Origin of the sequence: Peribacillus simplex (genome assembly GCF_900156045.1) — a bacterium.
GTDB lineage: Bacteria > Bacillota > Bacilli > Bacillales > DSM-1321 > Peribacillus > Peribacillus simplex_D.
On record NZ_FTMX01000001.1, the window covers coordinates 421,801 to 433,998 of the forward strand.

The following is a 12,198-nucleotide window of genomic DNA, read 5'->3' on the forward strand; positions in this document are numbered from 1 at the left end:
ATAAAAGATGACGTCATATACTGTCATACAGGTAGACGATTGGTGGAGGTTCGCTTTATGACTGCTTACCATTTTGTGGGAATTAAAGGATCGGGTATGAGTGCTCTTGCACAAATACTGCATGATATGAATATTGAAGTGCAGGGTTCCGATTACGAAAAAGAATTTTTTACACAATTGGCATTAGAAAAAGCCGGGATTAAAATCCTTCCTTTCAACGAGGAAAATATTCAACCTGGAATGACCATCATTGCAGGAAATGCGTTTCCGGATAGTCATCCGGAAATCGTGAAGGCAAAAGAACTTGATTTGCCGATCATCCGTTATCACCGCTTCCTGGGTGATTTCATGAAAAACTTCATCAGCGTGGCTGTTACGGGAGCGCATGGTAAAACATCGACGACCGGCCTGCTTGCCCATGTAATGGGGGGCGCTAAACCGACATCCTTCTTGATTGGGGATGGAACGGGTAAGGGAATCGCGAATTCTGATTACTTCGTATTCGAAGCATGTGAATATCGCCGTCATTTCCTTTCCTATTATCCGGATTATGCAATCATGACGAATATCGATTTTGATCATCCTGATTATTACGCTAATGTCGAAGACGTGTTCGAGGCTTTCCAAACGATGGCCCTTCAAGTCAACAAAGGCATCATTGCGTGCGGGGATGATGAGCATTTACCACATATTCAGGCGAAAGTACCGGTTATTTTTTACGGATTTGCAGAAGGAAATGATTTTCAAGCGAAAAATGTTTCCGTCACTCCGGATGGCACGACTTTTGATGTGCATGTAAGGAACAATTACTATGATACATTCACTATTCCTACTTTTGGAAAGCATAATGTGTTGAATGCACTTGGTGTCATTGCACTTTGTAAATATGAAAACTTGGATACGGAAGCTGTGAAAGCCCAATTGCGGACTTTTGGCGGAGTTAAACGCCGGTTCTCCGAAAAGGAAATCGGAAGTCAGATCATCATTGATGATTATGCACACCATCCGACCGAGATTTCTGCGACTGTCGACTCGGCGCGTCAGAAATATCCAGAGCGTGAAGTTGTTGCGGTATTCCAGCCACATACTTTCTCGAGAACGCAGGCATTCCTGGATGAATTCGCCGACAGCTTGAATTTGGCCGACAAAGTATACTTATGTGAAATTTTTGGATCTGCTCGTGAACATCAAGGGAAGTTATCGATCGAAGACCTTCAAGATAAGATTCCGGGTGCAGAGCTGATTACGGAGAATACAACATCAAAATTGCAACATCATGAAAACAGTGTCGTGTTATTCATGGGTGCGGGGGACATTCAAAAGTTCCAGGCAGCCTATGAGCATTCACTGCAGGTAAAATAAAAAAAACGACCATCCGTTAGTAGCGGGTCGGTCGTTTTTTTATTGGTTTTGATGTTAGGCTCTTTTTGTAAAGATGTTGTTTTTAAAACGAAACGATTTAAGGTTGATTGGAGCGGAAGTGCGAGACTCCTGCGGGAGCAGCGGGACAGGTGAGACCCCACAGGCGTTCACGCCGAGGAGGCTCACCGCCCGCCCCGTGGAAAGCGAGCATCTGGATGGGAAATCAACCACACCGATTTACTTGGTAAATAGCTACAAAGTATGCGAAAACAGCCTTATGTTATTTTAAATTTTCTGGATTTAAATTTTCCAGTTCCGGTAACACGAAGCGTCCGTCCTTACGTATCAAGACGTCATCAAAATGGATTTCCCCGCCGCCATATTCAGGCCGCTGGATATTGACCAGGTCCCAGTGAATGTCTGAATGGTTTCCGTTAAAGGCATCATCATAGCATTGTCCGGGAGTGAAATGAAAACTTCCATCAATTTTTTCATCAAAGAGGATATCTTGCATCGGATGTAGAATATAAGGATTTACACCAATTGCAAATTCACCGACATATCGTGCGCCTTCATCAGTATCAAAAATTTTGTTGATGCGTTCCGTATCATTCGCAACCGCTTCAACGATTTTTCCATCCTTGAATGTCAACTTCACGTTTTCAAAAGTAAAACCCTGATAAGGGGACGGAGTATTATACGAAATCACTCCATTGATGGAATCTTTAACCGGAGCCGTATATACTTCACCGTCAGGAATGTTCAGCTCACCCGCACATTTGATGGCTTTAATGTCTTTGATGGAGAAGGTTAGGTCCGTACCGGGCCCAGTTAAGCGGACCTTATCCGTTTTATCCATCAATTCAACAAGATTGTCCATTGCTGCGCTCATTTTGCCATAGTCGAGGTTGCAGACTTCGAAATAAAAGTCTTCGAATGCTTCTGTGCTCATTTTGGCTAATTGGGCCATTGAATTTGTCGGGTAGCGAAGTACGACCCATTTTGTTTTTGGCCCGCGGATATTTCTATGTACTTTACCGACTGTCTGTCCATGGATCGCCATCTTCTCTGAAGGGACATCGGATTGTTCATTGATATTATCCCCGGCACGAAGCCCGATATAAGCATCCATCTGTTTCATTACGTTTGCTTCAAACTCACCCATCAACTTGTACTGTTCTTCTTTGGCACCCATCAGCAAGGCACGATCCACTTGGTGATCCTTTAAAAGGACGAATGGGTAACCACCTGCTGCATAGGCTTCATTCACAAGTGCGTTAACAAGTTCACGCTGCAATCCGAAGTTTTCGATCAAGATTCTTTCACCTTTTTGAAGCTTCACGGAATAATTGATTAAGTTTTTGGCCAATGTACCAATTCTGGGATCTTTCATAAAAAATACCTCCATTGTTTAAATTCGACTTATCTTTTCTATCATACCCGATTTCCTGCCATAAGTGTCACCCATGAATTTCACGGAGGAACTGGATGCAGACAACAATATTTCCAGATTAGGGTTTGATAGGGTATATTGAAAAAATAAATAAGTTTATAATAATAGGGAAGGGGTAATTAATATCTAACAGCTATTAAATAAGTCGATTTTTTTCGGAGGTGTTCCAATGGAGATTATTTTATACGTAAGTGCTGCTGTTGCAGCGATAGCTTTTTTGGTACTTGTTATTTTTCTAACAAAAGTACTGACATCACTTCAAACTACCCTGGACAGTGTGGCCCGGACGCTGACAGGACTAGAGAGCCAAATGCAGGGCATAACGCTCGAAACTACTCAGTTATTACATAAAACGAATACGTTGGCTGAAGATTTGCAGCAAAAGTCGGAAAACCTGAATACGGTGGTGGATGCCGTGAAGGATGTAGGCACATCCATCTCTAGCTTTAATTCTTCGATCCAAAAGGTTTCCCATAAAGTGCAGGCTGAGATTGATAATAATCAAGAACGAATCTCACAAATTGTACAATGGAGCAATGTAGCCATGGAGATCAGGGACAAGTGGAAGGCCAGAAGCAAACAGGCTGCCCCGACCCCGACTGAAAGGGCGGAGTTAGAAAGGGAAGCGCTTGAAACAGATAACCTGCCTAAAAAAAGGTTTTTACGTTCTAGATCTTAAAATCTAGTTAAATAAAAAATGAACTGAAAATTGAAAGGGGAATGTATTATGACTCAAAAAGAATTTGCGGCAAAGGACTATCAGAAATCTTATGAGGACGAACGCGACTCGATCAATTCGAAGGACTTTATGATTGGCGCCTTGATCGGCGGCATGATCGGAGCGGCAACAGCTTTGTTCATGGCTCCGAAAACAGGCAAGGAATTAAGGAATGACTTCAATGAACAAGCTAGAAACATTTCAGAGAAAACAGAAAGATTAAGACAAACGGCGATGGAAAAAGGGACAGTCCTTGCTGATACTGCAAAAGAAAAAACAAGTTCCGTCACGGAAATCGTTTCCAATAAATCTTCAAATATCGTCAATAAAGTGAAAAGCCTAAAAACGGGTAAAGAAAACGGGGACGCGGCTGATGATACGACGAATTCCAGCAATAAGGATATAGATGTAACCGGAACTTCCGATTCTCCTATCGTATCCGTCGAAACGAACTTTGCTAGCGGCAATGGCTCGGAAAATAATCCTGCAGATCCTGCAAGCGGAAACAAGAATGCGGCAAAATTAAAACTTGATGAAGCGAAAAAGGCATTTGATGAAACAGAGAATAAACTAATGAAATAAACTCCTTGGATTCCTTTAATGGGGATGAAGAGGCATAAAGGGACGAAGAATAAGGCGGTGAGTGCTTCGATGGCTTCATCGCCTTTTTGATGGTAAAATTTATATGGACAAGGAAAGGAGAATGTTTTATGGTCATGAGCAAAATCGAAACAGAAGAACAATTCAATGAGCTTCTAAAAGAGGATACATTCCTGCTTTTCAAGCATAGTGTAACATGCCCGGTCAGTGCTGAAGCATTTGAACAATATGAGAGGTACATCTTGGAAAACGAACAACTTAAAACGGCCTATTTAGCTGTTCAGGAAGCTCGTCCACTATCTAATTTTGTGGCAGAAACATTTGATGTCAAACATCAATCACCTCAGGCCATCCTTTTTAAAAGTGGGAAACCTGCCTGGAATGAATCTCATTGGCGGATTACATATGAATCATTGAGCAAGGCCATTACTGAATGAATGACGAAGGCCGGATCCCTTTAGTAAGGGGTCCGGCCTTTTATTGTGGCCATGGGAATTTTAAACGGACTCCAGGGGAAACCTTTTCTTTAAAGGTCCTTTTTTTCATGTAGCTCCAGGCAAGTGGCAGACGGTTTGATCATGATCCAATGCTCTTTGAGATAAATATCAATTAAATTATAGCTTTCTTGTTCTATTTCCAATATAATTCCTACAATGGATTGTTCAAATATTCAGTCTAAATCCTTTTTCCTGCATGTGTGACACCTGATTTTATGCATTCATAACTTTAATGCTTAAAAGCGTTTAATTATTAAAGAAAAATATAGTGACATTTATGGGCACTTCATTTATAATTGATTTAATCATACATGAAATATTCTAAATTTTTCATTGATAATACAATCGGGGTGGATGTTCGAGGATCCAGATGGGATTTTTTTAGGTTAAGTCCGCTGAACCGATTTCTATTTTAAAAAACGAAGGGATGGATATGTAATGAGCAACAAAGAGCTTGATGGACTTCGTAATCAACTGGATGATGTGAACCTTCAGTTATTACATCTTATTAATCAACGTGCTGAACTTGTACAGGAAATTGGTCGCGTTAAAGAAAAACAAGGTGTAAACCGTTACGATCCGGTCCGTGAAAGAACTATGCTGGATCTTATCGAAGCCAATAATCAAGGACCGCTTGATCTTGGTTCGATTAAACATATTTTCAAAGAAATCTTTAAATTGGGCTTGGAGCTGCAAAAAGATGATCAGAAGAAAACGCTTCTTGTATCAAGAAAACAAAAGGCTGAAGACACGATCATCGACATTAAGGGTGAATTGGTAGGTAACGGGATCCCTAGCTTCGTTTTCGGACCATGTGCCGTTGAATCTTATGAACAGACAGCTGCGGTGGCGGAAGTCATTAAAGCTAAAGGTCTGAAATTGATGCGCGGCGGTGCATTTAAGCCACGTACATCTCCATATGACTTCCAAGGGCTTGGTTTGGAAGGGTTACAAATACTTAAACGTGTTGCTGATGAATACGGCTTGGCTGTCATCAGTGAAATCGTGAGTGCCAACGATATTGAAGCGGCGATCGATCATATCGATGTCATCCAAATCGGGGCGCGCAACATGCAAAACTTCGACTTGCTAAAAGCGGCAGGTGCTGTAAATAAACCAGTTCTTTTAAAGCGCGGACTGGCTGCAACGATTGAAGAGTTCATTCATGCAGCGGAATACATCATGTCGCAGGGCAATGGCAACATCATCCTTTGTGAACGCGGTATCCGCACTTACGAAAAAGCAACAAGGAATACGCTTGATATCTCTGCTGTACCGATTTTAAAACAAGAAACTCATTTACCGGTCTTGGTTGATGTAACGCATTCAACTGGACGTCGCGACCTTCTGCTTCCTACGGCTAAAGCGGCTCTTGCAATCGGTGCTGACGGAGTTATGGCTGAAGTGCATCCAGATCCTTCCGTTGCTTTATCGGATTCTGCACAGCAAATGGACTTCAAACAATTTGATGAATTCTACGATGAAATTAAACGTTTGAACTGGGTAACTGTATAAGCCAAGAAAGTCTTTATATGATCTACTTACGGCCCTTACCAACTTGGCAAGGGCTTTTTTTAATGGTAAAATACTAGTTTTTGCAGAAAAACCTTCGAAATAAGCACTATTGGATTGCAGGAAAGATTCTACTATCGTATGATAAATAACAAGAATGAGAACTGTTCGGAAGATTGAGTCATACATAAAGTGATATCTATGTGAATTTTATACTTGAATAGGGTATTGAATATTTGACTGAGAAGAGAGTAGGACTGCATTTTTGTTAGGCAGATCGTTCCTAAAATAATCTTCCTTATAGAGAAAAACGCATAAAAGATTTTTTTCCGAAATAATTCGGGCTTTTATGGGGAAAATGAAAGAAATGGAGGAATGGATGAATGAATAATATAACCATTTATGATGTGGCGCGTGAGGCGAATGTTTCCATGGCCACCGTTTCCCGTGTAGTTAACGGGAATCCAAATGTAAAGCCTGCAACAAGGAAGAAAGTTTCCGATGTGATTGAGAAGTTAGGGTACCGTCCCAATGCAGTGGCAAGGGGACTTGCCTCAAAGAAAACGACTACAGTCGGGGTCATCATCCCGGATATCTCGAGCATCTTTTTTGCCGAATTGGCACGGGGCATCGAAGATATAGCCACGATGTATAAATACAATATCATTCTAAGCAGTTCTGATGAGAATATAGATAAGGAATTCCATTTGCTGAATACGATGCTTGGAAAACAAGTGGATGGTATCGTGTTCATGGGCGGCAACATTTCTGATGAGCATGTCAAAGAGTTTAAGAATTCACCGGTTCCAATCGTTTTGGCAGGTTCGGTGGATGAAAGCGGGCAAGTTCCATCGGTTAATATTGATTATGAGGCGGCGGCATTCGACGCAGTGACATTCTTTGCTGAAAAAGGACACAAGCATATCGCTTTTGTAAGCGGAAATCCTTCCGCGCTGATTAATGAAATGAAATTGACTGGTTATAAACGAGGATTGAAAGAAGCTGGTCTTTCATTTGATGAAAGATATATTGTTGAAGGTGATTATACATATGATTCAGGAATTGAATCTTTTGAAAAGTACCTGGAAGTTGAAGACAGACCGACGGCATTCATCGCCGGTGCTGATGAAATGGCGCTTGGAATTGTCCATGCCGCACAGGACAAAGGGTATAATGTACCGGAAGACTTTGAAGTGATCAGCTTCGATAACACGAGATTAACATTGATGGTGCGTCCGCAAATCACGACGATCGTCCAACCTTTATATGACATTGGTGCGGTTGCGATGAGGCTTCTTACAAAGCTGATGAATAAAGAACAAGTGGAGGAAGGTCTTGAAAAAGTGATCCTGCCGCATCGGATTGAAAACCGTCAATCAACGAAATAAACTTGTTTGGAGAGTGTCCCGGGGGGCACTCTCTTTTTGTTTCCCACCCGAACAAAAAAGATCGTTTTTCAACGATCTTTTGGTTAACTTTATTCATTGCTTTTCGACGTTTGCTTGGAGGACCTGATGGGATAAAGGACCTTTTCAAGCGTCAGGGCATTCTTCTCGGTAATTTCAGGCTTCCTCGGAATGGGTTCGTATATATCCTCCATGTCATCCCATTCATCCGGCAGGGTAACAGGGGACTCAGGCTGCCAGCAATCGAGCCATTCCTTTGATAGGGGACCCGATATATCATTGTTCGTCATTTCGAGCCAGACCCTCGCCCAAGCCCTCGGGACGACGCGCCATATATCATATCCGCCGCCGCCTACTGCAATCCACCGTCCTTCGCAAAACTTATGGGCCATTTCGTGGGCCAACTTTGGTATTTCCCTATAAATCTTCATGGTGGCAGATAAATGCGTGAGCGGATCGTAATAATGGGAATCGGCCCCGTTTTGCGTTAATATGACATCCGGTTTGAAGAATTCAATGACCTCTTTAAAGGAAGCCCTATAGCATTCGAGCCAGGATTCATCTTCAGTGAACGCATCGACCGGGATGTTGAATGAATAGCCGTAGCCTTTTCCCTGGCCCCGCTCGTTAATATTGCCGGTGCCGGGAAATAAGTAGCGCCCCGTTTCATGAATGGATAGGGTGCATACATCGGGATCATCATAAAATGACCATTGGACTCCGTCACCATGATGTGCATCGGTATCGACATACAAGACACGTGCCCCATATTTTTTTTGCAGGTATTTGATCGCGACCGAACTATCATTATAAATGCAAAAGCCTGAGGCTTTCCCGCGGAAACCGTGATGCAGGCCCCCGCCAAGATTAAGTGCGTGCAGGGACTGACCGGTCATGACGGCATCCACAGCCGTCAAGGTACCGCCTACAAGCATGGCACTCGCTTCGTGCATATTGGGGAAGATGGGGGTATCCTCTGTTCCCAGCCCATAATTTACTGCCTTTTCAGGGGGGAGCTTTCCCTGGCCCGCCAATTTGACAGCGTTTACATAATGGTGATCATGGATCAGTTCCAATTCTGCATCGGTAGCCATTCTGGGCTTGATAATTTGATCATCATTGATGGCATGGTGTTTTTTTAATAAATCAAGCGTGAGTTTAAGCCGTTTTTGATTGAATGGATGTTCATCGTTGAATTTGTAGGTAAGGAGTTCATCCGAATAGACGAAAAGGGATGTATCATTCATGTGAAATCCCCGGTAGGCTAGGCCATAAAACGGTATAGCCTTCTTTCTTCAAATCCTCCACCACCATAAATGGATTCATCGTCTGTACACGAATTACAAGAATTTTATAATCGGTTCCATTTTTTTCAGGATAAACAAGGGTGCTCAGGATATTCGAATTGCGCCTTTTGAAAATATGGGCAATATCATGAAGGGAACCTGCCTTATCCGGGATTCTGATTTCGATTTGGGAACCGGGCTGATTGACTCCAGTCAACTCAACGTATGAATGAAGTAAATCGGAACCGGTTATGATGCCCACTAACTTCCTTCCCTTTACGATTGGAAGGCAGCTGATATTGTTATCACAAAAAACAGCCCCGATTTCTTCCACGAAATCCAGCGGGTGCCCCGTGATTATTTCCGTTTTCATGATGCTTGATAATGGTTTTTGTAAATCATTTTTGTATTCTGCGGTACGGAATATAGAAGGGGCAGCATCCCGAATATCACGGTCGCTGACTAATCCCACAAGTTGATAGCTGTCATCGACAATGGGTATATGGCGAATTCGCTTCTCCTTGATGATCATGACAGCGCTATGGATTGTATCCGTTGGAGTGAGGGTGATAATATCCTCATTCATTATTGTTTCTACAATCATTTTCCTTCCTCCTCTTCCTCGCCTCTTTAATACATAAACCGATTCATAAAACGCAATTGGTCGAACTTCTGGATGGATTCCGGCGGGACTTTTTTGCCGATACGGGCCATCAGGCAATTGGCCGGGTGGGAACTGATTTCTGGATCATCTGTTGCAAAGTAGACCAAGCCACCCGCACTCATCATTTTTTCCATGACCTTGCGATAGTCCCAAATATTCAGACCTGTCCCTTTCAAATCCCAATGCCAATAGTATTCAGTGGTGATGATGATGAAGTCTTCAACCGAATCGTCTTCCATGGAAAGGCGGATCAGGTTCTTCCCGACGGAGGCACCCCGGTATTTAGGGATGACCTCGATTGCACCAAGCTCAATCAGGTCCTCCATCTTAATTTCCGACCAGCGCTCCAAGGGATCGGGATATAAGTATGTTACATAACCCACAATCGTTTCATTTTCACGGGCGATAAAGATCCTGCCCTCAGGTAAGTCTGCGATCTCTATTAACGCTTTATGCTGCAAAGCAGGCGGGCGGAAGGCGACCAAGTCTTCGTGAAACTCATAAGCGGACATTTTTTCGCCGCTTAACGGCCCCTCGATGATGAGCGTCCCGCTTAATGTCTGCAGTTCCTTAGTATAAAAGGTCTTATTATATTCCATTCTTTCACCACCCTTGTTATGTAGTAATCTCACACTCTAGCATTCCGGAGTATAAGAAGCGTTGCTTTAAAAACTGACCGAATGGAAAGCTTAAATAAATTATACATAAAAACAAGGGGCATAATTTAGAAAGTTCAACACATATATGAATCTTTTGTTACAGTGCTTCTTCTTTTCCAGCCATCAACATGAATTCACCTTAACTATAGCATACTTGTAATTTTCAAAATTCAGCAAGCTGGATTTTCCCTAATATGGAAGTGCACAATATTTTAAAAATTGAGAAAATTGTCTTCTTATACTATAATAAAAATATAGAGCCGAATGAAGGGGGAGTTTGTCGTATGAATGTGAAAGCGTTACCAGTAGTGGAAGGTAATTTTAATTTAAAGAATTATGATGAAAAATACAAGAAGTTTGACTGGTCTGAGACGGAAAAGGAATTCACCTGGTCTGAAACCGGTAAAGTGAATCTTGCATATGAAGCAATTGACCGCCATGTCGAAACATATAAAAAGAATAAAGTGGCCCTTTATTACAAAGACGATACAAGAAATGAAAAGTATACATTCAAGGAAATGAAAGATTATACGAATCAAGCGGCCAATGTGTTCAGGAACATTGCCAATGTGGAAAAAGGTGATCGTGTTTTCATCTTCATGCCTCGCTCCCCGGAGCTTTATTTTGCATTGTTGGGTGCGATTAAAACGGGAGCGGTCGTAGGGCCGTTGTTCGAAGCCTTCATGGAAGGTGCAATAAGGGATCGTCTTGAAGATAGTGAGGCAAGTGTGATTGTGACGACACCTGAACTTTTGCCGCGCGTCCCAGTGGATGAGCTACCTCATTTAAAGCATATTTTCTTGGTGGGGGAAAATATAAAAGAAGAAGGGAAGTACCATCACTTCAATAAAAAATTAAAAGAAGCCGACAAAAGATTCGAAATTGAATGGGTGGATCGTAATGACGGTCTGATTCTTCACTATACCTCCGGTTCCACAGGTAAACCAAAAGGAGTGCTTCACGTTCATAATGCGATGATCCAGCATTATCAAACGGCAAGATGGGTCCTTGATTTGCAGGATGAGGACGTGTATTGGTGCACAGCGGATCCTGGATGGGTGACAGGGACGTCTTACGGGATCTTTGGACCTTGGCTGACAGGGACCTCGAATGTCATTGTAGGGGGGCGGTTCAAGCCTGAATCCTGGTACAAGACCTTGGAAGACTTTGGTGTCACGGTATGGTATAGTGCCCCGACGGCCTTCAGGATGCTGATGGGCGCAGGTGACGAAATCGTTAAGCGGTTCGATTTAAGCACTCTCCGCCATATTTTAAGTGTCGGTGAACCGTTGAACCCGGAAGTGGTTCGCTGGGGAATGAAGGTGTTCAATCACCGTATCCATGATACATGGTGGATGACGGAGACCGGGGCTCAGGTCATCTGCAATTATCCTTGCCTGGAAATCAAACCTGGTTCGATGGGCAAACCGATTCCTGGGGTGAAGGCGGCAATAGTGGATGATCAAGGCAATGAGCTCCCGCCGCATAGAATGGGGAACCTTGCCATCAAGAAAGGCTGGCCTTCGATGATGAAGACCGTCTGGAAGAATGAAGCGAAATATGAATCCTACTTTATGCCAGGTGATTGGTATGTTTCTGGAGATTCCGCATATATGGATGAAGATGGTTATTTCTGGTTCCAAGGACGTGTGGATGATGTCATCATGACGGCAGGGGAGAGAGTCGGTCCTTTCGAAGTGGAAAGCAAGTTGGTCGAGCATCCAGCCGTAGCTGAAGCGGGGGTCATCGGTAAGCCGGATCCGGTTCGGGGGGAAATTATCAAAGCGTTTATCGCCCTTCGTGACGGATACGATGCAAACGATGAGTTGATTGAGGAAATTCGTACATTTGTAAAACATGGTCTAGCAGCACATGCGGCACCTCGTGAAATTGAATTCAGGGATAAACTTCCTAAAACAAGAAGCGGTAAAATCATGCGCCGTGTCCTGAAGGCTTGGGAACTTGATTTGCCAACTGGTGACTTATCATCGATGGAGGATTGAGAATCTGGTTCATGCTGATTATTGAGAAGGAAAAAGGC

11 protein-coding genes are annotated in these 12,198 nt (G+C 42.9%); 7 read left to right on the plus strand and 4 right to left on the minus strand.

The window, feature by feature from the left end:
• Positions 1-57 precede the first annotated feature (57 nt).
• Positions 58-1,362, plus strand: a complete 1,305-nt coding sequence (gene murC / locus BW986_RS02020; protein WP_076364644.1) for a UDP-N-acetylmuramate--L-alanine ligase — start codon at positions 58-60, stop codon at positions 1,360-1,362.
• 280 nt (positions 1,363-1,642) lie between these two features.
• Here the strand turns inward: murC and BW986_RS02025 are convergent, their stop codons facing one another.
• Positions 1,643-2,755, minus strand: a complete 1,113-nt coding sequence (locus tag BW986_RS02025) for an aminopeptidase (RefSeq protein ID WP_076364646.1) — start codon at positions 2,753-2,755, stop codon at positions 1,643-1,645.
• A gap of 229 nt (positions 2,756-2,984) precedes the next feature.
• Here BW986_RS02025 and BW986_RS02030 point away from each other — a divergent pair, with 229 nt between their 5' ends.
• The 5 genes from BW986_RS02030 to ccpA all read left to right on the plus strand — a co-directional run bounded on the left by BW986_RS02030 (position 2,985) and on the right by ccpA (position 7,530).
• A complete protein-coding gene (locus BW986_RS02030; protein WP_076364648.1) occupies positions 2,985-3,494 on the plus strand; it encodes a DUF948 domain-containing protein in 510 nt (169 codons plus the stop codon).
• A gap of 48 nt (positions 3,495-3,542) precedes the next feature.
• A complete protein-coding gene (locus BW986_RS02035; protein WP_076364650.1) occupies positions 3,543-4,115 on the plus strand; it encodes a YtxH domain-containing protein in 573 nt (190 codons plus the stop codon).
• A gap of 128 nt (positions 4,116-4,243) precedes the next feature.
• Positions 4,244-4,570, plus strand: coding sequence for a bacillithiol system redox-active protein YtxJ (ytxJ, locus tag BW986_RS02040; RefSeq protein WP_076364652.1), 327 nt, complete (start codon positions 4,244-4,246; stop codon positions 4,568-4,570).
• A 498-nt stretch (positions 4,571-5,068) separates the two neighbouring features.
• Entirely contained in the window at positions 5,069-6,145 is a 1,077-nt protein-coding gene (locus BW986_RS02045) for a bifunctional 3-deoxy-7-phosphoheptulonate synthase/chorismate mutase (RefSeq protein WP_076364654.1), read from the plus strand.
• A gap of 380 nt (positions 6,146-6,525) precedes the next feature.
• Positions 6,526-7,530 carry a catabolite control protein A gene (gene ccpA / locus BW986_RS02050; RefSeq protein ID WP_076364657.1) on the plus strand — a complete coding sequence of 335 codons (1,005 nt, stop codon included), beginning with the start codon at positions 6,526-6,528 and terminating at the stop codon, positions 7,528-7,530.
• A gap of 89 nt (positions 7,531-7,619) precedes the next feature.
• Here the strand turns inward: ccpA and BW986_RS02055 are convergent, their stop codons facing one another.
• Genes BW986_RS02055 through BW986_RS02065 form a run of 3 tightly spaced genes read right to left on the minus strand, consistent with a single transcriptional unit; the run spans position 7,620 to position 10,097 of the window.
• The gene (locus BW986_RS02055) at positions 7,620-8,795 is read right to left on the minus strand and encodes an acetoin utilization protein AcuC (RefSeq protein ID WP_076364659.1); all 1,176 of its coding nucleotides are present in this window, start codon (positions 8,793-8,795) and stop codon (positions 7,620-7,622) included.
• Complete coding sequence (locus BW986_RS02060; RefSeq protein WP_076364661.1) at positions 8,788-9,438, minus strand: acetoin utilization AcuB family protein; 651 nt, start codon at positions 9,436-9,438, stop codon at positions 8,788-8,790. Before BW986_RS02060 ends, BW986_RS02055 begins: the two co-directional genes overlap by 8 nt.
• A 26-nt stretch (positions 9,439-9,464) precedes the next feature.
• Positions 9,465-10,097, minus strand: coding sequence for a GNAT family N-acetyltransferase (locus tag BW986_RS02065; protein WP_076364663.1), 633 nt, complete (start codon positions 10,095-10,097; stop codon positions 9,465-9,467).
• Positions 10,098-10,441: 344 nt separating this feature from the next.
• On the opposite strand from BW986_RS02065, the gene acsA reads away from it, so the two are divergent.
• Positions 10,442-12,160 (plus strand): acetate--CoA ligase, encoded by a 1,719-nt coding sequence (gene acsA / locus BW986_RS02070; protein WP_076364665.1) that lies wholly within the window; start codon positions 10,442-10,444, stop codon positions 12,158-12,160.
• Positions 12,161-12,198 lie beyond the last annotated feature (38 nt).

Bases quoted from the DNA above. Each gene is read 5' to 3' on its own strand.
- murC (WP_076364644.1), top strand. From the start codon at position 58: ATGACTGCTTACCATTTTGTGGGAATTAAAGGATCGGGTATGAGTGCT.
- BW986_RS02025 (WP_076364646.1), bottom strand. From the start codon at position 2,755: ATGAAAGATCCCAGAATTGGTACATTGGCCAAAAACTTAATCAATTAT.
- BW986_RS02030 (WP_076364648.1), top strand. From the start codon at position 2,985: ATGGAGATTATTTTATACGTAAGTGCTGCTGTTGCAGCGATAGCTTTT.
- BW986_RS02035 (WP_076364650.1), top strand. From the start codon at position 3,543: ATGACTCAAAAAGAATTTGCGGCAAAGGACTATCAGAAATCTTATGAG.
- ytxJ (WP_076364652.1), top strand. From the start codon at position 4,244: ATGGTCATGAGCAAAATCGAAACAGAAGAACAATTCAATGAGCTTCTA.
- BW986_RS02045 (WP_076364654.1), top strand. From the start codon at position 5,069: ATGAGCAACAAAGAGCTTGATGGACTTCGTAATCAACTGGATGATGTG.
- ccpA (WP_076364657.1), top strand. From the start codon at position 6,526: ATGAATAATATAACCATTTATGATGTGGCGCGTGAGGCGAATGTTTCC.
- BW986_RS02055 (WP_076364659.1), bottom strand. From the start codon at position 8,795: ATGAATGATACATCCCTTTTCGTCTATTCGGATGAACTCCTTACCTAC.
- BW986_RS02060 (WP_076364661.1), bottom strand. From the start codon at position 9,438: ATGATTGTAGAAACAATAATGAATGAGGATATTATCACCCTCACTCCA.
- BW986_RS02065 (WP_076364663.1), bottom strand. From the start codon at position 10,097: ATGGAATATAATAAGACCTTTTATACTAAGGAACTGCAGACATTAAGC.
- acsA (WP_076364665.1), top strand. From the start codon at position 10,442: ATGAATGTGAAAGCGTTACCAGTAGTGGAAGGTAATTTTAATTTAAAG.